At 51.7% G+C, this 21772-nt stretch carries 19 protein-coding genes; 6 read left to right on the forward strand and 13 right to left on the reverse strand.

Annotation, left to right across the window (positions count from 1 at the left end; translation table 11 throughout):
- Nucleotides 1–64 precede the first annotated feature (64 nt).
- Nucleotides 65–2818, forward strand: coding sequence for a DMSO/selenate family reductase complex A subunit (locus TREPR_RS16790; protein ID WP_245534756.1), 2754 nt, complete (start codon nucleotides 65–67; stop codon nucleotides 2816–2818).
- Nucleotides 2819–2969: 151 nt separating this feature from the next.
- Here the strand turns inward: TREPR_RS16790 and TREPR_RS16795 are convergent, their stop codons facing one another.
- The 6 genes from TREPR_RS16795 to TREPR_RS16820 are packed head-to-tail and all read right to left on the reverse strand — an operon-like array spanning nucleotide 2970 to nucleotide 7888.
- On the reverse strand, nucleotides 2970–3686 hold the full coding sequence (locus TREPR_RS16795) for a glucosamine-6-phosphate deaminase (protein WP_015709544.1): 717 nt from the start codon (nucleotides 3684–3686) through the stop codon (nucleotides 2970–2972).
- A gap of 11 nt (nucleotides 3687–3697) precedes the next feature.
- The gene (locus TREPR_RS16800; RefSeq protein WP_015709545.1) at nucleotides 3698–5137 is read right to left on the reverse strand and encodes a glycoside hydrolase family 1 protein; all 1440 of its coding nucleotides are present in this window, start codon (nucleotides 5135–5137) and stop codon (nucleotides 3698–3700) included.
- A gap of 25 nt (nucleotides 5138–5162) precedes the next feature.
- Nucleotides 5163–6002, reverse strand: coding sequence for a tyrosine-protein phosphatase (locus TREPR_RS16805; protein WP_015709546.1), 840 nt, complete (start codon nucleotides 6000–6002; stop codon nucleotides 5163–5165).
- A gap of 1 nt (nucleotide 6003) precedes the next feature.
- On the reverse strand, nucleotides 6004–7242 hold the full coding sequence (locus TREPR_RS16810) for a PTS sugar transporter subunit IIC (RefSeq protein WP_015709547.1): 1239 nt from the start codon (nucleotides 7240–7242) through the stop codon (nucleotides 6004–6006).
- Nucleotides 7243–7265: 23 nt separating this feature from the next.
- Nucleotides 7266–7562 carry a PTS sugar transporter subunit IIB gene (locus TREPR_RS16815; protein ID WP_015709548.1) on the reverse strand — a complete coding sequence of 99 codons (297 nt, stop codon included), beginning with the start codon at nucleotides 7560–7562 and terminating at the stop codon, nucleotides 7266–7268.
- Nucleotides 7559–7888, reverse strand: a complete 330-nt coding sequence (locus TREPR_RS16820) for a PTS sugar transporter subunit IIA (protein ID WP_015709549.1) — start codon at nucleotides 7886–7888, stop codon at nucleotides 7559–7561. The genes TREPR_RS16815 and TREPR_RS16820 overlap by 4 nt, the downstream gene beginning before the upstream one ends.
- Nucleotides 7889–8063: 175 nt before the next feature.
- Here TREPR_RS16820 and TREPR_RS16825 point away from each other — a divergent pair, with 175 nt between their 5' ends.
- From TREPR_RS16825 to ptsP, 3 genes are all read left to right on the forward strand, one after another.
- Nucleotides 8064–10817 (forward strand): sigma-54-dependent transcriptional regulator, encoded by a 2754-nt coding sequence (locus tag TREPR_RS16825; protein ID WP_015709550.1) that lies wholly within the window; start codon nucleotides 8064–8066, stop codon nucleotides 10815–10817.
- Between the two features lie 62 nt (nucleotides 10818–10879).
- Nucleotides 10880–11146 carry an HPr family phosphocarrier protein gene (locus tag TREPR_RS16830; RefSeq protein ID WP_015709551.1) on the forward strand — a complete coding sequence of 89 codons (267 nt, stop codon included), beginning with the start codon at nucleotides 10880–10882 and terminating at the stop codon, nucleotides 11144–11146.
- A gap of 1 nt (nucleotide 11147) precedes the next feature.
- Nucleotides 11148–12761, forward strand: coding sequence for a phosphoenolpyruvate--protein phosphotransferase (ptsP, locus tag TREPR_RS16835; RefSeq protein ID WP_015709552.1), 1614 nt, complete (start codon nucleotides 11148–11150; stop codon nucleotides 12759–12761).
- Nucleotides 12762–12889: 128 nt separating this feature from the next.
- Here ptsP and TREPR_RS18835 read toward each other — a convergent pair whose 3' ends face one another.
- From TREPR_RS18835 to TREPR_RS16855, 4 genes are all read right to left on the reverse strand, one after another.
- Complete coding sequence (locus tag TREPR_RS18835; RefSeq protein WP_015709553.1) at nucleotides 12890–13696, reverse strand: GDSL-type esterase/lipase family protein; 807 nt, start codon at nucleotides 13694–13696, stop codon at nucleotides 12890–12892.
- 123 nt (nucleotides 13697–13819) lie between these two features.
- Nucleotides 13820–15175: a D-serine ammonia-lyase gene (locus tag TREPR_RS16845; protein WP_015709554.1), complete on the reverse strand. Its 1356-nt coding sequence runs from the start codon at nucleotides 15173–15175 to the stop codon at nucleotides 13820–13822.
- 42 nt (nucleotides 15176–15217) lie between these two features.
- On the reverse strand, nucleotides 15218–16933 hold the full coding sequence (pheS, locus tag TREPR_RS16850) for a phenylalanine--tRNA ligase subunit alpha (RefSeq protein ID WP_041611806.1): 1716 nt from the start codon (nucleotides 16931–16933) through the stop codon (nucleotides 15218–15220).
- A 144-nt stretch (nucleotides 16934–17077) separates the two neighbouring features.
- The gene (locus TREPR_RS16855; protein WP_015709556.1) at nucleotides 17078–17764 is read right to left on the reverse strand and encodes a hypothetical protein; all 687 of its coding nucleotides are present in this window, start codon (nucleotides 17762–17764) and stop codon (nucleotides 17078–17080) included.
- Nucleotides 17765–17841: 77 nt separating this feature from the next.
- Here TREPR_RS16855 and TREPR_RS16860 point away from each other — a divergent pair, with 77 nt between their 5' ends.
- Both TREPR_RS16860 and TREPR_RS16865 read left to right on the forward strand, forming a co-directional pair.
- On the forward strand, nucleotides 17842–18219 hold the full coding sequence (locus TREPR_RS16860; RefSeq protein WP_015709557.1) for a type II toxin-antitoxin system RelE/ParE family toxin: 378 nt from the start codon (nucleotides 17842–17844) through the stop codon (nucleotides 18217–18219).
- A 2-nt stretch (nucleotides 18220–18221) separates the two neighbouring features.
- Nucleotides 18222–18491, forward strand: a complete 270-nt coding sequence (locus TREPR_RS16865) for a hypothetical protein (protein WP_015709558.1) — start codon at nucleotides 18222–18224, stop codon at nucleotides 18489–18491.
- A 113-nt stretch (nucleotides 18492–18604) separates the two neighbouring features.
- Here TREPR_RS16865 and TREPR_RS16870 read toward each other — a convergent pair whose 3' ends face one another.
- From TREPR_RS16870 to dgcA, 3 genes are all read right to left on the reverse strand, one after another.
- On the reverse strand, nucleotides 18605–19984 hold the full coding sequence (locus tag TREPR_RS16870; RefSeq protein WP_015709559.1) for a TrpB-like pyridoxal phosphate-dependent enzyme: 1380 nt from the start codon (nucleotides 19982–19984) through the stop codon (nucleotides 18605–18607).
- A gap of 84 nt (nucleotides 19985–20068) precedes the next feature.
- Nucleotides 20069–20698: a rhomboid family intramembrane serine protease gene (locus tag TREPR_RS16875; RefSeq protein ID WP_015709560.1), complete on the reverse strand. Its 630-nt coding sequence runs from the start codon at nucleotides 20696–20698 to the stop codon at nucleotides 20069–20071.
- Nucleotides 20699–20710: 12 nt separating this feature from the next.
- Nucleotides 20711–21769, reverse strand: a complete 1059-nt coding sequence (gene dgcA / locus TREPR_RS16880) for a diguanylate cyclase DgcA (RefSeq protein ID WP_015709561.1) — start codon at nucleotides 21767–21769, stop codon at nucleotides 20711–20713.
- Between the last annotated feature and the right edge of the window lie 3 nt (nucleotides 21770–21772).

Here is a 21772-nt window from a genome sequence, read left to right on the forward strand (position 1 = left end):
TTGGTTTGCGCTTTTTTTTGATTCCTTTCCGGAATGGCTGAAAACAGTCAAACCCCAGGGAATCTTGGGAGATCTCGTCCGCCACATCGAAGGGACGGATGAGGCAGCCCTCCGCTTGGAATATGATGCCCTTTTTAAGGGAACTAATGCCCATATAAGGATTCCCCTTTGGGCTTCGGCAATCCAGGGACAGACACTCATGGATAAGACCACTGCCGGTCTTATTGCGCGGTACCGCCAAAACGGGTATACCTCGGTTGCCATGGACGGAAACCCGCCGGACTATATCGGCCAGCAGCTTCGGTTTATGGAATACCTTTCGGCCTGCGCAATCACTGATCCGGAGGCGACTGGGGCTGAAGCGGAACAGATCCGCTCCGTCTACCTTGCCGGGACTGTTCGGGCGGTGCGGGAGGGTGTTGAGACCTATGCCCGGCATGCGCTTTTTCCGGCGGTACTACAGGCCCTTGATACGTTTGTCACATCGCCCCAGGTTTTTGAGGATATTGAAATCCAGGGTCTGGAAGAACAGCTCTCTCGGCTTTGGTGCTACGGGAATATTCAAACCGGAAAGAATGTGTCCCTACCCCCGGAACCGTCCCGGATTATTCTTACTGCGGGGATCAACAACTGCGGCGGGAAGTGCGTGATCCGTGCGGAAACCCAATATGGTTGTATTCTGCGGATCATGGGCAGTTTCGATCCCCAGGACCCCCAACTCCGCCCCTGTGTACGTATCCGGGGCTACCAGGGAACCTTCCTCCACCGTGAACGACTGCGCTATCCTCTTAGACGGGTCGGCAAGCGCGGGGAGGGAAAATTCCGGCGGATAAGTTGGCAAGAAGCGGTGGAAGAGATTTCCCGGGAATGGGTCCGTATCCGAGATACCTACGGCGCCGCTTCACGGTATGTTAATTATTCTGTCGGGGTTGCTTCTGTCATGCGCCCCGACAAGCTTGCTATGCGGCTCTTAAATGCCGATGGCGGTTTTTTATCCTATTACAATTCTTATAGTAGCGCCTGTACCCGGTGGATAACACCGTACATCTACGGGGATAACTTGAGTGGCAACAGCCTGGATGATGTCCTCAATGCCAAACTTATCATCCTCTGGGGGCACAATCCAGTGGAAACCATCTTTGGAAACCATCGCAATTATTACCTTGCCCAGGCCAAAGCCCAAGGCATCAAAATCATAGTTATCGATCCCCGGTTCAGCGATTCCGCAGCCCACTATGCCGACCAATGGATAGGTATCCGCCCCTCCACGGACAGCGCCCTTGCGGATGGTATGGCCTTTGAAATATGGAGCCTGGGCTTGCAGGATCAGGCCTTTATGGACCAGCGCTGCCTGGGCTTTGATGAGGCCCACATGCCTGACGATGTCCCCAAAAATGAATGTTATCGGGCCTATCTTTTTGGAGAAAAGGACGGCATCCCCAAAACCCCGGAATGGGCGGAATCAATTACCGCAGTTCCTGCGGACACCATCCGCACCCTGGCCCAGGAATATGTCGCCGCTAAACCCGCCTGTCTGCTTCCCGGATTTGGTATCCAGCGCACCGGGAACGGCGAACAGACGGTACGCAGCCTGGCCTTGCTTGCCTGTCTGACAGGAAATGTGGGGATATCCGGAGGCGGGGCGGCCGGAACAGGGGACATCGCCAAACACCAGAACCCGGCGCTTCCCCTGTTGGATTTTCCTTACCAAGGAAAAATACCCTGCTTTCTTTGGACCCAGGCGGTAGAGAGGGGCCCTTCCATGGGAGCGGAAGATGGGGTCCTTGGGGTGGACCGGCTTCACACAAATATTAAAATGATCCTGAACCTAGCGGGAAATACCCTGGTTAACCAACATTCGGATATTAACGCTACCAAAAAAATTCTTGAGGATGAAACCAAGTGTGAGTTCATCCTTTGCTCAGATCTCTTCATGACCTCCAGCGCCATGTTTGCAGATATTCTGCTTCCCGGGGCTAGCGTTTTTGAGACTGACAATATTACTGCTCCTTGGGGAGGATTTGGGGATTATCTTTTAAGGAACAACCAAGTGATAGACCCCCTCTTTGAAGGCCGGTTTGAATATGAATGGCTTCGGGAGGTGGCGGAGAAAATTGGCTGCCGGGAAGCTTTTGATGGGGGGTATCGTTCTATGGGGGAATGGCTCCAGGGGCTCTACGAAGATACCAGAAAAACCGAACCGGAATTGCCGAATTTTGAAACCTTTAAAAAAACAGGTATCTATCGCTATAAAAATAACCCGGTTTATATTGCCTATGCAAAACAGCGAGCAGACCCGGCTACGGCGCTATTTGAGACCCCTTCGGGGAGGATCGAAATTTTCTCCCCCCGGCTCTACGGTCTGCATAAAAAAGACGTTCCAGGGATACCGGCCTATGTGCCCTGCCCTGAAGGTCCCGGGGATCCCCTGCGGGAACAGTACCCGCTTCAACTTATCGGGTGGCACACCAAGCGGCGCACCCATACGATCCATGATAATAATGAAGGCATGGAAGGTATGGAGCCCCAGCGTCTCTGGATACATCCCCAGGATGCGGACGTTCGGGGCCTTTCCGAAGGCGATCTGGCGGATATTTTTAATGCCCGGGGGAAGATCTGTATCCCGGTCCATGTCACCGATAGGATCATGGCCGGGGTTATTGCTCTCTCCCAGGGCGCCTGGTACCAGCCCGACTCGGAGGGCGTTGACCGCCGAGGCAGCATTAACGTCCTCACCTCAGCGGACCATCCCACTCCCTTGGCAAAGGGAAACCCCCAACACACAAACCTGGTGGAAGTGGTTAAATCCCAGGCTTAAATCCGATAAGGACCCCTTATGTTCCTTTTCCTTTTTTTATATCCCGATCAACAACCTCGCCCTAAAGGGACGAGGTATGTTGTTCTTCGACACCTACGTTATTACCAATGAAGTATACGAACATATCGTGTATACGCCGCGGAAGAAGCTGCTAAGAAGACAACCGGGACACCGCCTCCTTGTCGCAAATAACGGTAAAGTTGGGATGTAGTTTCAAAATACTAGCGGGAAACGCCGTATCTACCGGGCTCTCAAAAAAATGCTTTACTGTTTCTGCCTTATTTAGTCCGTTTACAATCATCACTAACTGGCGAACCTTCATAAGACTTGCCGCCCCCATGGTTACAAACCATTCAGGGACCGGATCATTTCCGCACAATGCGGTTAACGAGCTATACCAGGAATATTCCCGGGTTATGGGGATACGGTAGATCTTCTCCTCAAATTTGACCGCATAGGGCATATTCCCGCAAAAATGACCATCGGCGCCCAGGCCGATAAGCATGAAATCAAGTCCGCCGGCGTCATCAATGGCCTGATCCTGGGTAGTATAATTTTCACAGGTCAGGGGATGAATTTGACTTTCGGCTATCCCGGCGGGTTGAAAATACAACTGGTCTAATTCCCGCAGTGTATACCCCTTGGACTCGCCGGCAATGGGGACTTCATCAAAATTATAATAATGGACGTTGCGGTAATTATCCGGGGCCGCGTTGATGTGCCGGGTAACGATGCTATAGGTTTCCCTGGGGGAATTCCCTGCGGTAATCGCTATGTTTACCCGCCGGTCCCGGGCCATGGCCGCCAAAAGCAAAGCTGCCGCCCGTTGGGATAATGCTTCATAGGAATTTTCAAAGTACAGTTTCATTGTTTATTTCCTTAATCGGTCAAATTTCGGCCCTGGGTGGCGATAACATTCTGATACCAGTAAAAGGAATCCTTTTTCTTCCGTTCCAGTGTGCCGGTTCCGTCATCCTGTTTGTCCACATAGATAAACCCGTAGCGCTTACGGTATTCCCCGGTGGAAGCGCTTACCAGATCGATACATCCCCAACTGGTATAGCCGATTAAATCGACCCCATCGTCCAGTGCATCCCGGGCGGCGGCAAGGTGATCCCGCAAATAGGCGATCCGGTAGTCATCGTGGATGCTGCCATCGCCGACTACGGTATCCTGGGCGCCCAGGCCGTTTTCTACGATAAATAGGGGAACACGGTAGCGGTCATAGAGGCGGTTCAGGAGTATCCGCAGACCCAGGGGATCAATTTCCCAGCCCCACTCGCTGTGGGCAAGATGGGGGTTTTTTACCCCGCCGATGATATTACCCGTGACGGCTGATACATCTCCCTGATCCGCCTTTTCGGTCCGGGACATGTAATAACTAAAACTAAGATAATCTACGGGATACTTTGCCATGGTTTCCAGATCGGCGCTTTCGGTTTTCGGTTCCACCCCACGTTCCGCCATGTAGCGGAGTCCATAAGAAGGGTAGGCGCCCCGGACCTGGACATCGGCGCAGAAATAATTCATAAGCCGTTCCTCCTGGTGGGCTTTCCACACATCCTGGGGATCGCAGGAATAGGGGTATACCGGGGCGCAGAGGATCATGCAGCCCACTTGGGAACCGGGGATAATTTCGTGGCAGCGTTTAACTGCCCGGCTGCTGGCTACAAATTGGTGATGCAGCCCTTGGAAAAGAACCTTGTCCCGGTCTTCGGGAGTGGGGATAAAACAACCCAGGCTCATATAGGGAATCATAAAGGCGCTGTTAATTTCATTAAAAGTGATCCAGTATTTAACTTGCTTCCGGTAACGATGGAAAAGCACTTCACAGTATCTGCCAAAAAAATCAATCAATTGCCGGTTTTTCCAGCCCCCGTATTCTTTAGCCAGATGCAGGGGCATTTCATAATGAGAAATGGTGAGTACAGGTTCAATGTGATATTCCAGTAAAGTCTCAATTACCTTATCGTAGAAGGCCAGGCCCGCTTCGTTGGGTTCGATTTCGTCTCCCCGGGGAAATATCCGGCTCCAGTTTACGGAAAAACGCAGGCACTTAAAGCCCATTTCGGCAAAGAGCTTGATATCCTCCGGGTAGCGGTGATAAAAATCAATACCCTCATGGTTGGGATACCGATACTTTTCGGTATCGATTTCCGGGATACCCTTTCCCTTGGTCAACAATTCCAGGCGGTCCTTGCCCGATGGCAGGACATCGGCAATCGAAAGACCCTTGCCCCCTTCTTGATAAGCCCCTTCGCATTGGTTCGCCGCAATGGCGCCCCCCCAAAGAAAATTTTCCGGAAATTCTTTCTTCATTTTGTTCCTTCGTTTTATGTTTCTCTTATACGATATATTTGGCTTGGAGCGCTGACAAGTCCTGAGGACTTACCTGAAGATACGTTTGCAGATATTCCTGGGGATTCTTTGCCACCCTGTCCATTTCGGCAAAGGCGGCGTCGATGTAGACTTCCCGTACATCCATAAGGCTGTAAAGATATTCCAGCACCAGGGGGTGATCCGTATATTGACGGTACTCATCCATACGGCGCTGATTCCGCTCCCGGTTCATTTCCCGGGTCAAAAGGTAATCGGACCTGGCGCATTCCCGGCTGAACCCCAGGGCCAGCAGAAACAATACCGCAGCCCAGCCGGTCCGGTCCTTGCCCCCTTGGCAGTGGAAAAGCAGGGGCAGCGGGGCCTCCAGGAGGCGGCGGAAAAAAAGGCCGTAGGCGGTTAATGCGCTCTGGCCGGTAACCAGAAGCCGCATTTGATCCGCCATGGCATTTGCGTTTTTCTTGAAAAATTCCCGGCCTTCAGGTGTTTCAGTCAGCGCAAGAAGTTTCTTTATCTTCTCTTCATCATTGTCCCGGACTGCGCTGGCCGCCTGCGCCAAATTTGCATGGGGGTTCAGGATTTCATGGGATGCCCCCGCAGGTAGGATGTCCTTCTGTTTTTCCGCCTCCCCGGGACTGCGGAAGTCGATAACGGTCCGCAGCCCCAGGCTTTCAAAGTATTGCTTATCACGGGGGCTTAGGCGGTGGAGGGCATCGGAGCGGAAGATCCGGCCCCAGGCAATGCTTCGGGAATCCTCCCGTACATAGCCCCCCATATCCCGGCAGTTGAAGCACCCATCAAGGGGGAGACGGCGTTCCTGCCGTCCCCCGCACGGTATATCCGCCATTTCAGGCAGCCGCCGCGCCCTGTTTCTCTGCGGCTAAATCATCGTGATCAACCTTTCGCAGGAAAGGAATATACATAAGAATTATCACCACTAACTGGATAATCTGTATCAGTGCGCCACGCCAGCCGGCGACCATAAAGCCCTGGACAACCGGGGGAATCATGCGGGAAACGTTCAGGCTGATAATGGGCAGGAAGCCGATAAGGGTGGCAAAGTACGCAATAAGAATGGAGACCACCGCGGAAAAGGTCATGGGGATAAGGAGCCAGGGATTCATCACCATGGGTATCCCGAACTTCATGGGTTCGGTGATGCCGAAGAAACTGGGGAATATGGCGATCTTTCCGATAGTCTTAAGGCGGCCGCTCCGGCAAGAGAACAGGAGGAGTAGCGCCAGGGCCAGGGCACGGGGTCCCTTAAAAGAATCCATGAAGAACTGGTTCAGAATGAATTCCGGCTTAAGCCCGGCGGCAACAGCTTCCATATTGGCGTAAGCCTGGGTGGCGAACAGGGCGGTCAGGATGCTGGAGGTAACCAGGCTTCCGTGGATACCAAAGAACCAGAGCAATTCTGCCAGCATCATCAGAAGTACCGCCGACCAGATGGAACTGCCCAGGCTTTGTAAAGGCCGTTGAAGGAAGGTATAGACAATGTCGTGCATATTCCCGTAGGGGGTCAGCTTGAACAGGACATTGAGGACCAGGGCAGTAACCAGCAGAATAAAGGCTGGCACAATATCCTCAAAGGATTTGGCGACTGCACGGGGGACCGCTTCGGGCATACGGAAAAAGATCCGCTTTTCTATTAAAAAGGCATAGAGCCGGGCGGAAAACATGGCGACGATGATCCCGACGAACATACCTTTGGAACCAAGATAAGAAACCTCAATGGCCTGAATTTTTTCAAAGGAACGAATCGGGGTAAGAATAAAGAAACAGGCCATGGCCATGATCACCGAGGTAATCACGTCCTGTTTACATTCCTTTGCCATTACCGCCGCCAGGGCGATAACGGTATACACCGTTATCAGGTTACTGGCGATCTGGGTACCCAGAAGGCAGACCGCGCGGACCGATGCCGGAACAAAGGGAAGGCCGGCGAAAATCGTCGCAAAACTACCCACCAAACTGATGGGCATAATGGCCATCATCCCATAACAAATAACCTTGACATACCGGTTTTCAGAAAATTTACCGACACCCATGGTCAGTTTCGGCAGTACTGAATCCTTAAAACCCATAATCGTTCCTCCTCTAAAATGAATTATTTTATGGCCTGAAGAACATCCTTCAGTACCTTTTCTCCGTTCATCATGCCGTAATCCTGCATATTGATAACATTCACATAAATAGCGGGATATGCTGCGGCAACCTTGTCTTTCATGTAACTAACCTGGGGGCCCAGCAGAATCGCGCTGCACCCTTCGCTATGGGAACCGAGTTCACTTACCGGATGGGCGGCGATTTCAATGTCCATGGACTGAACCGCAGCGGCCTTCTTCATCCGTTCCACCAGCATACTGGTGGACATACCCACCGCGCAGGCTAAAATTATTTTCATACCCTTCCTCCTAAACCCTGTTTATGGATAAGCGCATAGAGATCACAAAATTCCCGTGCCATATCCAGAATCGTAACCGCCGCCATTAAATGATCCTGAGCGTGGACCATGATCATCCCCATGCCCTGATCCGGATCGTCCAGGGTCATCTGGAGTATTTCGGTTTGGTGCCTGTGGGCAATGGTCATGGCCTCATCACTTTCCTGTAACTCCTGTTGAGCCTGATCCGGCTTCCCTTCCTTTGCCCGGGATATGGCAGTCATGGCATGGCTTTTTGCGTTACCCGCATTGACAATGAGTTGCATTGCTTCTTCTTCAAAACCCATATCACCGTACCTCCTACCCTATCTATAAGCAAAATGTGTGCCAAAACACACCCCATTTTAGTCGAAAATTCCCCTATATGTGTTTTATTTTTGGTAGAATCTTTAAAACACATAATCTTAAAATAAAACAGTTTCCCTTGACAACCGAGGAATCCAGTTTTATGCTAAACCAACTATGAAACGAAAGGATACGGTTCTCCAGGCTCTACGCTCCCTGGGGGAAGGTGAAACCATAACTGCCTCGAAGCTGGGGGAACAGCTGGGGCTTTCCCGGGCCAATGTTTCAAGCGATCTCAACCGGCTCTGCGATGTAGCCTTGGCAATGAAGCGGGGCAGGAAGCCGGTGGAATATATGGCCGCCACAGTACCGGTGGCGGGGGGACCTGGGGCGGCGGCGAAAAATCCCGCAGCCCTGGACCATGATTTTGACGCCTTTGTCCGGGAAAATCCCAGCCTGTCCCCTTCTGTGGAACTGGCAAAGGCTGCGGTACTCTATCCCCCTGCGGGGATGCACATACTTCTTTTTGGCGAAACCGGGGTGGGGAAAAGCATGTTCGCCTCGCATATCTACCATTTTGCCCTTAGCCAACGCCGCATTGCCGAATCTGCTTCCTTTGTAACCTTTAATTGCGCCGACTACGCAAACAATGCCCAGCTCCTGATAAGCCAACTCTTTGGGGCCAGTAAGGGCGCCTATACCGGAGCGGACCGGGATCGGCTGGGGCTTATTGAACAAGCCGATGGGGGCATTTTGTTCCTGGATGAAATCCACCGGCTACCCCCGGAGGGGCAGGAAATGCTCTTTACCTATATCGACCGGGGGGTATTCCGTCGCCTGGGAGAGACCGCCGGGGAGCGGAAAGTATCGGTACTCCTGATCTGCGCCACCTCGGAAAACCCTCAGTCCACCCTGCTGCGGACCTTTGTGCGGCGTATCCCTATGTTCATCCAAATCCCCAACCTTTTTGACCGTTCCCTGGACGAACGGGCCGCCCTGATCGACCTGTTCTTCGCCGGGGAGTCCTGCCGTTTTGGCCAAAAAATCCGGGTATCGGTAAACAGCATGAGGGCCCTCCTGGGTTATACCTGTCCGGGCAATGTGGGGCAGTTGAAAAGCGATATCCAGCTTCTCTGCGCCATGGCTTATGCCCAGTATATTTCCCGGGAGAAGGATTTTATCGGTATTAACAGCTTTTCCCTGCCTCCCCATATCCGGAACGGATTTTTTACCGAGCATAACCGGAAGGAAATCTGGAACCGGGTTCTGGGTATCGGCGGCCGGTACCTTGAATTCACTCCCCAGGGACAGGACAAGCCCCGGGAGGGGGCGGAGGAACCCTCGGATATCTACCGGATGCTGGAACAGCAGACCCTGGATATGCGGCGGGTCGGGATGGCCGAGGAGGATATCCGGGCGGGACAAAATACCGTGGTAGACCGGTACTATACCAATCTTAAGGATTCCGCCGCGGACCTGGTTACCCTGAATGAAATTGAGCGGCTTATCGGCCCGGAAATACTTGCCACGGTGGATAGGATGCTCCGCCTGGGGGTGGATTTATTCGGCGCCCCCTTTGGAGCGAATATCCGCTGGGCCCTGGGTATGCACCTGCACAATGCAATTAAGCGGGTCCAGGCGCATCAGGATATTATCAATCCCCGTCTTGAGGATATCCAACAGAATTATCCCCAACAATTCGCCATCGCCCGTGCCTGTTTGGATATTATCTACCAGGACTTCGGCATAAGCTTCCCTGAAGACGAAGCGGGTTTTATCGCCCTCTTTTTTGATCCCCACCAGGAGGAGGCGCAGAAGAAGTCTTCTCTCCAGATTATCGTGACCGCCCATGGAACGGGAACTGCTACCGGCATGGCCCAAACGGCGAACCAGCTTATTGGGACCGATCTGGCGGTGGGCTTTGATATGTCCCTCCAGGAAAATCCCAATACCACCTACCAGAAAATCAAGGAATTTTTGATCCGCAAACCGGAGATTCGGGAGCTGTTTCTACTGGTTGATATGGGTTCCCCCACAGATTTTGCCCGGCAGCTTGCCAAGGAGTTGGGGCTGAGGGCCGAGCATTGTGTCCTGGCAAGTACCATGCATGTTATGGAAGCCTGCCGTAAAGCCCTGCTGGGTTATCCCCTCCACCGGGTGGCGGAAGATACCCGAAAAATTACCCGGCTTGCCCTGGCGGAGGGCGAACACCCTATCATTGTACCGGCGGTAATCCCCTCGGCCCTGCCGCCGGATGCGGAGCAGCTCTTTTTTATTACCGCCTGTACCACCGGTACGGGAAACGCTGCCATGCTTAAACAGATTTTAGATTCCCGGCTGGATTTAAAAGAAGGAACCTGCAAAATCATCTCCCTGCCCATCACCCATCGGGACCGTTTTACCGCAGCCATCCGGGAACTTGCGGACCAGGGCCGGATTATCGGCGCCGCCAGCGTGCTGGATACAGGGCTGCGGATACCCCATTTTCCCCTGGAGGGAATACTGGACGGTTCCGCTTTGGGAGATATCCAGGCCCTTATCAATATTGAATCCCTCTTTGCCCATATGATCCCCACAATTATCCCCATGCTGGACCATATTGACGGGGCCGTTGTAAGCGCCGATATCCGTACCGCCCTGGAACAGATGAGCGCTGAATTACAGATGCTTTTTAATGGGGAAACCCTGGTGGGGACCTTCTGCCATATTGCCTTTATGATGAACCGGCTCAAAAAAGAGGAATCCGTTGCGCCCTTCCCGGGGAAGGAGGGATTCCTGAAAAAATTCCCCCAGGTGATTTCCGCAGTGGGAAGGGAATGCCGGTTTCTGGGAACAAAGTACGGGGTAACCATTCCCCTGGATGAAATATGCTATATTGCCGCTTTTTTTACCAAGGAAGATATTTTTTCCCCGGCGGCCCCGGGGGTATAGCGTGTTTTGGCATGAATTTTGCATAGTATTAGAGAGAACAAAACACTCGAGGAGGCTTTTTGATGGTAAGCGCAGATATAGAGGTTACCAATCGTATCGGGTTCCATGCCCGTCCGGTATCCCTACTTATTGATACGGCGCGGAAATTTTCCAGTACCGTAAAAGTAAGCAAGGGAGACAAAACGGCGGGGACAGACTCCATGGTAGCCATGCTCAAACTCCAGGTTAAACAGGGAGATATGATAAGCATTTCTGCGGAGGGGGACGATGAAGAAGCGGCCCTTGAGAGTCTTTCGGAATTAGTAAAATCAAAGTTTGGTGAAGATTAAATTGATACTAACGGGTATTGGGGTAACAGAAAAAATTATCATAGGGACCGCCTGTGTACTCAGGGAGATTCCTAAAACCGCCGCTGTTCCTGTTTTGGGGATAGAGGAATTCCGGACCGCCCTGGAAACAAGCAGAAAACAAATAGAGGCCCTGATCAGCTCCGTCCCGGCGGATCAGGGGGCTATCTTTGCAAGCCACCTGAATTTTCTTGAGGACCCCGAATTTACCCAGGAGATGGCAAAGCTTATTGAACAGGAGGGCTGGGATGCAGTCCGGGCGGTGGAAAAGGTAAGCGGGGATTTACAGCAAAGCTTTCGGGAATTTGAGGAACCCTACCTTCAGGAACGGGCTGCGGATGTTCGGGATCTGGGGGAGCGGATTTTACGGAACCTATTGGGCAAAGAAGAGACGGATTTATCCCGTCTACAAGAACAGACGATTCTGGTGGCTGCGGATTTGAGTCCCAGCCAGACCGCCCGGATAGACGGCGCCCATGTGACAGGGCTGGTAACCGAGCAGGGGGGAAGTACCAGCCATACGGTAATCCTGGCAAAAGCCCGGGATCTTGCGGCAGTGGTGGGATGCACGAATATTCTTGCCTCTGTGCAAACCGGAGATTCCCTGATTGTGGACGCTTTAAGTGGTACGGTCATTATCAATGCGGATCCTGAGCAGATACAGATATACCGGGATAAGATACAGAAGCTGGAAGCGGAACAGGAAAGCCGACAGAATATGATCCCGGTACAGCTCTTCCGGACCGATGGACGACAGGTTGTGGTAGCCGCCAATATCGGCAGCGAGGAAGACGCCCGGCAGGCCCTGGAAAAGGGCGCCAATGGGGTGGGGCTTTTTCGCACCGAGTTCCTCTTTTTGGACCGGGATCGTATGCCCAGTGAAGAAGAACAATACCAGGTATACCGGCGGGTAACGGAACTGTTTGCCGGTAAAAGCGTGGTGATCCGTACTCTGGATATCGGCGGGGATAAACAGATTCCCTATCTTCTTATGCCTGCAGAGGAAAATCCCTTTCTTGGGGTACGGGCCATACGGCTCTGCCTTAAGCATGAGGAATTGTTCTGTACCCAGCTTAAAGCCCTGCTCCGCGCGGCTCTGGCGGGGGATCTTAAAATTATGTTTCCCATGATAGGTTCACTGGGGGAACTGCACCAGGCCCAGGAACTGCTCCGGCGCTGCAAGGCTGAACTTTCCGGGGCAGGTATCCCCTTTAGGGAAAACCTTGAAATCGGCATGATGATTGAAATTCCTGCAGCGGCGATCCAGGCGGATGAATTTGCCCGGGAAGTGGATTTTTTCAGTATCGGTACCAACGATCTTACCCAGTATACCTTGGCGGTGGATCGGGGCAACCCGGAATTGAACCGGCTCTACGATTTTATGCACCCCGCAGTTACCACCCTCATCAAGCATACCATCGAAGCAGCTCACCGGCAGGGGATTCCTTGCTTTATGTGCGGGGAGATGGCGTCCTCCCCGGAGGCCATTCCCCTCCTAGCCGGATACGGACTTGATGAATTTTCCGTGAATCTGTCCGATATTTCCCGAACCAAGATGATCCTTCTAAAACAGGAAGGCATTCGCCATTTCAGGTAAAAAGCCCTTACAACGTAAGTTTTATGGTAGAAGGAAATATCATGCTTTAGGGACCCCCGCATTAGGGGTTATCCCTGTTCCGTAATGCAAATTGTAAGACAATATGCTATATTATAACCATGAGATTCTTATGGAATCTTTAAATTATTTAATATCGGAATTATCAGATCTTTCCATTTTTCATATCCAGCTTCGATTAAATGGATACCATCGCCTGAAACATAGTCTTCATTTAATTCACCGCTGCTTGATAATACTTTATTTATATCTACAAATATCAAATTATTCTCTTCAGAAAATTTAATTAAATACTCATTTAATTTATCAATTTCATTATTTATTTTTTTCCAGTCATTGTGATTTTTTGATATTTTTAATGTAGATTGAATTATCACTTTTATATCGTGATCTTCAAGATTTTTTACAATGGTTTTATAATTTTCTAATATTGTTTCAACATCTATTCCACCAAATATATCATTAGTTCCGCCCATAATAAAACACAATTTTGGTTTTAGTAAATATATATCGTCCAACCGAGATAGAAATCTTTTTGTTACATCCCCTGGAATTCCTAAATTTACTACATCATTTCTATTGAGTAATTTATTCCATTCACCACCATATGTATGAGAGTCCCCGAACATTACTATATGATATTCCTCAGGCTGCCGGACCAATGTTTTTATATTTATATTACTATAACCAGGGGACCATGGCTCATAAGGTTTTTCCATATTATGAATTTTAACCAATCCTATTTTTATTAATAATCTTTCAGGGATTTTATAATATATTGAAATAATTATAATAAATGCTAAGGATATTATGTTTGTAATAATAAGTTTGGTGTTTGGTGTTTGGTGTTTGGTGTTTGGTGTTTGGTGTTTGGTGTTTGGTGTTTGGTGTTTGGTGTTTGGTGTTTGGTGTTTCATTCTATCAGAAAATATCCTTCTTGTCAAGTATACAAATATAAAGTAGTTCTCCTTTTATTTATAATAATCAGAAAACCACAGCCTAAGTTCCGCCTTCATATAAGAATTAGCCTACGCGCTTTATCATTCAGCCAAATCCTTCCCCTTCCGGTAGTATTTCTGCATTTCCGCCGGGGGAACCATGCCGCCCCCGGTCGCCCACACCAGATGGGTTGCCTGCCCCGGACCGGCGGATTTGCCGAACTGCTCCCTGAGCCAGGCCTGGCCATTTTTGCTGCCGTAGAGATCCGTGGGGCCCATAAACCCTGCGGTTGCTGAAGGCTCCAGCCAAAGGTCCTCCAACTCCGCGAGCCGGTATACCAGGTAGTACATCTGTTCGTCGCTGACCGTACATTCGCCGCTCAGCAGGGTGTCCATCACGGTTCCCACAAAGCTGGAGGGGCGGCCCACGGCCAGGCCGTCGGCGCAGGTTTTGTTGTCAATGCCGAAGTCGCCGACACTGACCTTGTCCTGGAGGCCCGTGACCAGGCCCAGGAGCATACAGGGCGCATGGGTCGGCTCCGCGAAAAAGCAGTGGGCTGCAGCGCCGAATACCCGCTTGATGCCGTAGGCTACGCCGCCGGGGCCGCCGCCTACGCCGCAGGGCAGGTATACAAAGAGGGGGTGATCCGGGTCAACCGGGATGCCCTGTTCATCAAGCTGTTTTTTCAGGCGCAGGGCTGCTACAGAATATCCCAGAAAAAGGGTCTTTGAATTTTCGTCGTCCACAAAATGACAGTTCGGCCCGGCCAGTTTGCGGCCTTCTTCCACAGCTTTACTGTAGTCTGCCTGGTACTCCACCACGGCAACACCTTTGCTGCGGAGCAGGTCTTTCTTCCATTGACGGGCATCGGCGGACATGTGCACGGTGGTCTTGAAACCCAGCCGGGCGCCCATGATGCCGATGGAAAGCCCCAGGTTGCCCGTGGATCCTACCGCCAGTTCGCGGGTGCCGAAATAGTCCCGGAAACGGTCTTCCAGAAGTATGTCATAGGAATCGGTTTCCTTGAGCATTCCCTTTTCCAGGGCCAGTTTTTCTGCGTGGGCCAGCACTTCGTAGATGCCGCCCCGGGCTTTGATGGACCCCGATATGGGCAGTTGGCTGTCGCACTTTAAAAACAGCTTGCCGCCTATTTTTACCTTGCTCTCTTTTTTGATGAAGTCCAGCATTTTGGGGATTTTCCGCAGGGGGGATTCGATAATGCCGCCATCCTTTGCGGTTTCAGAGAAGGCCTTGGCGATAAAGGGGGCGAACCGGGTAAGCCGATCCGAGGCGTCGTCCATGTCTGCGGGGCTTACACCCCAGCCGCTTAAGCCGGCATCTTTTTTGTAGCGGGGGTTGATCCAGAACACTTGCTCCAGGTCTGACGCCATCCGGAGGACCGGGAATTCTTTTTTCCACTGGTCAACAGTTTTATTGCCGATTAATTTTCTGCCCATGATCAACAAACCTTATTTGCAGTGTTAATTCTTCTTTAAAGTTTATACCGCCCCTTCTTTGGTCCGCCGCAGCCTGACATTTTCAATATCATAGCTGAACAATTCCCGCAGATCGTTGAGCCCCAGGGCCATCAGGGCCATGCGGTCTATGCCTATGCCCCAGGCGGCTACGGGCACATCCACCCCAAGGCTGGCAGTTACTTCGGGCCGGAAGATGCCGGAACCGCCCAGCTCAAACCAGCCCAGGACCGGATGCTTGATGTGCACCTCCACGGAAGGCTCGGTAAAGGGGAAATAGCCGGGGACGTATTTCACTTCCTTGGCGCCGGCTACTTCACGGGCAAACATGTCCAGCATGCCCAGCAGGGTTTTCAGGTTCACATCCTCGCCCAGGACTATGCCTTCGGTCTGGTAGAAGTCCGAAAGGTGGGTGGCGTCCACCTGGTCGTAACGGAAGCAGCGCACTATACCAAAGTACTTGCCAGGAATCTTGGCCTTGGGCAGGGTTTTGGCGGAAAGCACCGTACCCTGGCTGCGGAGTATAAGCCGCTTGGTAAACTCCCGATCAAAGTTATAGCTCCAGCCCCGGCTGCCCGTGGCGCCGCCGTTTTCATGGGCCGCAGCAACATTGGAAAGCCAGGGCTCCTCAATGGACTTGGTATGGGCGAAGCCTTCGGGGCTTGCGGGCCTTGAGGGGTCCGGGGTTTCTGCAACATGGTAGACATCGTGGATGTCCCGGGCGGAGTGGAACTGGGGCATGAACAGGGCGTCGGAATTCCAGAATTCGGTTTCCACCAGGGGGCCGTCGAATTCCTCAAAGCCCAGGGAGGAAAGTTTATCCTTCACATCTTCCAAAAATTTTGCGTAGGGATTGGTCCGCCCGGGGATGAGCCGGGTGGGAGGAACCTTCACGTTGTAGGAACGAAAAGCCTTGCCCTTCCATGAACCGGTTTCCAGCATCTCCGGGGTAAGGGTCCCGATTTCGTCCCCCGTGATCCCCGTCGCTTTCAGGGCCGCTGCAAGCTGCTCCGCCGCCACGGCGCCATCAGTATCCGTGGCAAAGCCGTAGATCACGGTTTCCCGGTCCGCCTGGCGGAAGGGCGCATCCGCAGCGCCCCGCTTTTTGGCGATACCCCCCATGGCGGCTTTTTCGGCGGGGGACAGATCAGCCTCCGCCAGGAGGCCGCCTTCGGCGGAGGCGGCTTTGTTCAGCAGGCCCCGGACAAGGGCGAAGTGCCCGGCAATGCCTTCAGTGGGCTGATCCCCTGAGGCCGCGCCGTGGGAGTGCGCCGTGCCGGGCTGCGGGGCGTTGCCGGCGGGCCGGCCATTGACCAACTGGTCCGGGGGCAAGGCGACTATCACCCGCTTTTCGCCATCCAGGGCTAGAACCCCCAGCTTGGACAGCGCCCCAAAGGCGCTCCCCACGTCCTTATTGTCAAGCCCCAGGGTTTGGGCAATCTCAGGCAGCCGCAGCCCCTGTTTAATCCGAATCAGCTCAATGATCCGCTCTTCCGGGGTCCCCTTTTCCTTCCACTGGCGGCCCAAATCGGTTAATTCATAAAAAATACTGGTTTCCCGGCGGATTTCGCTGACAATGCCCTTGCCCGTAAGCCAGGACAGTGCCTGATTGCCGTTTCCGGGCTTAAAATCCAGGTCCTTTTCAACCTTTTCCACTGAAAGTTCATCGCCCTTCTTATAAAAGAGGATGATCCGCACTTCCAGGGGGTGCAAATTCTTTACCGTACTCTGAATATCGATACCCATAAAAACTCCAGCGCGGGATAATTATAGCGATAACGCCGGAATCAGAATAACAAGTTCAGGGGGGTTTGAGAAGGGTTTGCGAGGCTTGTTTTATATTCCGGACCTTACCGTGGAAAATTGGGTTTAAGGGGCAGTGCGCTAATACGCCGCGAAGGGAATGACCTCTTCGACCTTTACCCGGAACCTGCCCGAGGCGGCCCACTGACCGGCGTCCCTCCAAAAAACAGGGAACTCCGCCAGGCTGATGAAGCCCTCAGCGGCTTTTGGGCGCTGCCGTTCGCTGCCCCGGAGCATGGTGCGGATAGCGGCCCGGGCGGCGTCTTCCAGGGCGGCCTGCTTGATGGTGACCCAGTCGGCTAACAGTACCGGGCCGCCCAGGGGGCCGTGGCCTACAGCCTGGGCACTCCGGTACATGCCCGAGGTCCAGGTGCTTAATCGACGGCGCTGGGCGGCGCTGGGACGGAAGTCGGCCCACATATAGAGCCGGTTATCCCGGACTTCGGTATCGGTAGCGAAAAGCCCCGGGTCTCCCCATGGGATGACTCCCTGGGGTTCCAATTCCAACTGCTCTGGGATGTTCCGGGCCTGTTCGCCTATGTCATAATGAAAAGCCCAGCCGTATACCATGGCGGAAAAAAACAGGGACGCCTCCTCCAGGGCCCGGCGGCGCAGGGCTTCCGCATCAGGAGGGGCGGGATCCTCAATAAATTGTCCGGGCATGGGCTCCAGTTCAACCCAGACCTGCCCCCGGAGTACTTCCTGGGCGGGAAGTACAAAGAGGGGGATACTAAAAAGCAGCAGGCCCAGAGCGCAGAACCGTAACATATCCCCATTATCGGAACAGGGGGGAATAAATTAAGCCGGCTATTGACAATGTATCATAAATATGATACATATAGATCATGGATAAGGATAACTGTACAATATATATAGAGCCCTTTTATTCCATTGAGTGGTATTATGATCAAAAAGGTAATAGTCAGGCTTATGATTATTTTTTATCAACTACACAAGAGCAAAAAAGAAAGTTTTTAATTTTGGTAAAAAAAATTGGGGATTTTGGAAAAATATATAACAAAACAAAATTTACCTATGAAGGAGATAAAATATATGCCTTTAAACCACAGCCAGATAGATATTTATCCTTTTTTACAACGGAAAAGAAAATAATTGTTACAAACGCCTTTTGGAAAAAAACTCAAAAAATGCCAACGAATGAAAAAAATTTGGCTATAAAATATTTGAATGAATATAATTCAAGAAACCCTGGAGGTAAATAATTATGGAAACAACCTTTGATAAATTTATTAACAAGGATCCCAAGGAAAAGGAAATATTTGAAAAAGAATATAATGATTTTTTGGTATCAGAATTTGTATTACAAAAAATGGAAGAAGAAAATATTTCTGTAAGAACGCTCGCCAAAAGAGCGGGTGTGTCTCCAACAATAATACAAAAGATGAGAAGCAAAGAGTCTGAAAAAATAAATTATAGGACGTTTTCCAATGTATTACATTCATTGGGATACAAAATCAGTATAGAAAAAATGTAAAATGGAAATTATAAACAAGAGCCTCGGAGCGGGGTTCTTCTAGGAAGGCCTGAAAAAAAGGCGCCCGCTTCCGAAACCGATCCGGAAACAGGCGCCCCCTCTTTTCTAACTCCTCACTTATTCTGCGGTATATCCGGCAAACTTGCAAAACCCTTCGCCAGATCCTCGTCAGTGGGGATCGAGTCGGTCATGGTTTTGGCGTTGTAGGACATATAGGCGGTCATGTCAAAGTAGCCGGTCCCGGTAAGGCCGAAGAGGATCACCTTCTTTTCACCGGTCCGCTTACATTCCAGGGCTTCGTCGATGGCAGCCTTAATGGCGTGGGAGGATTCCGGCGCGGGAAGTATGCCTTCGATTTTGGCGAACTGCACGGCGGCATCGAAAACATCGGTCTGCACCTGGGAACGGGCTTCCAGGTATCCGTCCTGGTAGAGCTTTGACAGGATGGGGTTCATGCCGTGGTAGCGCAGGCCCCCGGCGTGGTTGGAGGAGGGGATGAAGCCGTTCCCCAGGGTACACATCCGTAAAAGCGGGGTGGTCTTGGCAGTGTCCCCAAAGTCGTAGGCATAGCGGCCCCGGGTAAAGGAGGGACAGGAAGCGGGCTCCACGGCTATGAACCGGGTATCGGACTTGCCATTGATCTTATCCGCCATGAAGGGGGCAATGAGGCCCCCCAGGTTGGAGCCGCCGCCTGCGCAGCCGATGATGATGTCCGGCTTAATGCCGTATTTGTCCAGGGCGGCCTTGGCCTCCTGGCCGATGATGGACTGGTGAAGCAGCACATGGTTCATGACACTCCCCAGCACATAGCGGCACTTATCGGTTTTTATCGCAGTCTCCACGGCTTCGGAAATAGCGCAGCCCAGGGAGCCGCCGGTGTTGGGGTTCCTTGCCAAGATGCCCCTGCCCGCTTCGGTGGTGTTTGACGGTGAGGGAATCAGCTCGGCGCCGTAGGTCTCGATCAGGGCTTTTCGGTAGGGTTTCTGCTCGGAACTGACCTTCACCATATAAACCGTGAGCTTAATATCGTAATAAGCGCAGGCCATGGCCATGGCGCTTCCCCATTGGCCCGCCCCGGTTTCGGTGGTCAGGGATGTGAGCCCCTCTTCCTTGGCGTAATAGGTCTGGGCGGCGGCGGAATTCAGCTTGTGGGAGCCGGAAGTGTTGGTGCCCTCGTGCTTGTAATAGATCTCCGCCGGGGTTCCCAGGGCCTTTTCCAGAAAGTAGGCCCGGATCAACGGGGCGGGACGGTAGGCCTGGTAAAATTCCCGAAGCCCCTCGGGGATGGGAATAAGCCGGGTGGTTTCGTCCAATTCCTGCTTTACTGACTCCTTGCAAAACACCGCTTCCAAATCTGCCGCTGTGGCGGGCTGCAGGGTCCCGGGGTGCAGGATGGGGTCCGGTTTATCCTTCATATCCGCCCGGAGGTTGTACCAGTTCCTGGGGATCTCGTCCTCAGAAAGGTACAAGCGGGTAGGGATTCTCTTTGCCATAATAGGTCTCCTTAAAAATAAGTTGTTTCTACGTATAGAAACATAGCATATTAAAAATCTTCTGTCAAGAAAAAGCCCGAAATTTTATTTATTTTTTTGGGTCAGATACTTCCAGGGGTTAGCGTTAAAGCGGACAAGAAAATACAGCCACCCAAAGGCAAAGCCCGCCAAATGGGTCAGATGGGCCACCCCGCTGCGGAAGCCGAATACCGAGGAGAAAAGTTCCAAGGCGGTAAAGCCCAGGACCATAACCGGCGCCCGGAGGGGCAGTATGCCCCAGAGGTAGACCATTGAATCGGGGAAAAAGGTCGCATAGGCCAGCTGCACTGCAAAAAGAGCCCCGGAAGCGCCCATGAGCTGGACCATGTAAGCCCCGGTAAACCAGTAGATGCAAAAGGACAGCACCCCGGCCAGAACACCAGTTACAAGATAATAGAGAAGGAATTCTTTGCTCCCCATTCGCCGCTCCACCTGGGCGCCGAAAAAAAACAGGGCCAGCATGTTAAAGAGGATGTGGGTTATGCTCCCGTGGGCAAACATGTAGGTTAAAAACTGCCAGTAAAATCCGTTCCGGATTAGAATGGGATTCAGGGCCAGATAATAGGTAATCCGGGGATTTATCATCTGCATGACAAAAATCAAAACATTGATGCCGACTATAAAGAGCATGGTATTATCATAACGGTAACGGAAGGGCCGTTGTATCAAATTCATAAAAACTCACTTTTAGGATAAGGTAATTCTGTTTCTGCCGTTTTGCTTTGACTGGTATAGGGCCTGATCCGCCCGCTCGATCATGGCTTCGCCGGAAACATCCCGGTCTTTATCATAGCAGGCAATGCCGCAGGAGATGGTTACCCCCAGGATGACATCTTTATATTTAAATTTGGTTGTTTCAATGGTCTTCCGGATACGCTCGGCTATTTTCAGGGCCATACTTTTCCCCGGATGGGAGATGAGGACCACAAATTCTTCCCCACCGTACCGGGCTGCAACATCCGAGCTCCGGGTATTGTCTATGATGATCTGGGCAACGTTCCTGAGTACATCATCACCGCAGGAATGGCCGTAGGTATCGTTGACCTTTTTGAAAAAATCAATATCAAACATGAGCAGGCTAAAACATTCTCCGGTCTTCGCATTGTCCAGCCATTCGTTCAGTACAGAAAAGAGATAGTGTTTCAACTTGAGTTTGGTCATCATATCCGTGGTAGCCATCTCAAATAGCACAGCATTATTGATGGCGATGGAAGCCAGGGTCGCCACATTGAGGATATACTTCTTTTCGTAGCTGTCAAAATCACCCTCGTCTATACGCTCCCCCATCATGATAATGCCGTTTATCCGGCCCTGGGCCTGCAGGGGGATCAATAGAGAAGGGTTAAGTTCCAGAATAGGATCTAGCCCTTCCAGGGAAACCCCGTTGTCCCGAATCTCATCTATGGTGTAGCAGCCATACTGCTTATTGAAGAACCGTATCAGATCATGCTTTTCCGGTATTGTGTAGGCAAGGGTATGGTCGATCTCAAAGCCCGTATAATTCCGGTGAAGGCTGAATTCCTCCGAATCCAGGTGTTTGCGGACCAGGAGACCCACCTTGAGTACCTTGAGCTGGGCCATGCAAATAAGCAACAGGGAATCAATGAGAATGGTAAAATCCAGGGTTGAATTCAAACTTTTCGATATCTCAAAGAGTTCCTTCAGATCGAAAACCTGCTTTTCAAGCTGTTCGATAGCTGAGAATTCCTGTGTCCCGGATTTGATTAAAAGCGCATCGTCTCCCATCGT

This window comes from Treponema primitia ZAS-2 (assembly GCF_000214375.1).
GTDB lineage: Bacteria > Spirochaetota > Spirochaetia > Treponematales > Breznakiellaceae > Termitinema > Termitinema primitia.

Excerpts from the sequence above, each read along its gene's own strand:
- TREPR_RS16845 (WP_015709554.1), bottom strand. The coding sequence starts at position 15,175 with ATGGGCAGAAAATTAATCGGCAATAAAACTGTTGACCAGTGGAAAAAA.
- TREPR_RS16800 (WP_015709545.1), bottom strand. The coding sequence starts at position 5,137 with ATGAAGAAAGAATTTCCGGAAAATTTTCTTTGGGGGGGCGCCATTGCG.
- TREPR_RS16855 (WP_015709556.1), bottom strand. The coding sequence starts at position 17,764 with ATGTTACGGTTCTGCGCTCTGGGCCTGCTGCTTTTTAGTATCCCCCTC.
- TREPR_RS16820 (WP_015709549.1), bottom strand. The coding sequence starts at position 7,888 with ATGGGTTTTGAAGAAGAAGCAATGCAACTCATTGTCAATGCGGGTAAC.
- TREPR_RS16870 (WP_015709559.1), bottom strand. The coding sequence starts at position 19,984 with ATGGCAAAGAGAATCCCTACCCGCTTGTACCTTTCTGAGGACGAGATC.
- TREPR_RS16810 (WP_015709547.1), bottom strand. The coding sequence starts at position 7,242 with ATGGGTTTTAAGGATTCAGTACTGCCGAAACTGACCATGGGTGTCGGT.
- TREPR_RS16860 (WP_015709557.1), top strand. The coding sequence starts at position 17,842 with ATGGATAAGGATAACTGTACAATATATATAGAGCCCTTTTATTCCATT.
- TREPR_RS16795 (WP_015709544.1), bottom strand. The coding sequence starts at position 3,686 with ATGAAACTGTACTTTGAAAATTCCTATGAAGCATTATCCCAACGGGCG.
- TREPR_RS16805 (WP_015709546.1), bottom strand. The coding sequence starts at position 6,002 with ATGGCGGATATACCGTGCGGGGGACGGCAGGAACGCCGTCTCCCCCTT.
- dgcA (WP_015709561.1), bottom strand. The coding sequence starts at position 21,769 with ATGGGAGACGATGCGCTTTTAATCAAATCCGGGACACAGGAATTCTCA.
- TREPR_RS16815 (WP_015709548.1), bottom strand. The coding sequence starts at position 7,562 with ATGAAAATAATTTTAGCCTGCGCGGTGGGTATGTCCACCAGTATGCTG.
- TREPR_RS16865 (WP_015709558.1), top strand. The coding sequence starts at position 18,222 with ATGGAAACAACCTTTGATAAATTTATTAACAAGGATCCCAAGGAAAAG.
- TREPR_RS18835 (WP_015709553.1), bottom strand. The coding sequence starts at position 13,696 with ATGAAACACCAAACACCAAACACCAAACACCAAACACCAAACACCAAA.
- TREPR_RS16825 (WP_015709550.1), top strand. The coding sequence starts at position 8,064 with ATGAAACGAAAGGATACGGTTCTCCAGGCTCTACGCTCCCTGGGGGAA.
- TREPR_RS16830 (WP_015709551.1), top strand. The coding sequence starts at position 10,880 with ATGGTAAGCGCAGATATAGAGGTTACCAATCGTATCGGGTTCCATGCC.
- TREPR_RS16875 (WP_015709560.1), bottom strand. The coding sequence starts at position 20,698 with ATGAATTTGATACAACGGCCCTTCCGTTACCGTTATGATAATACCATG.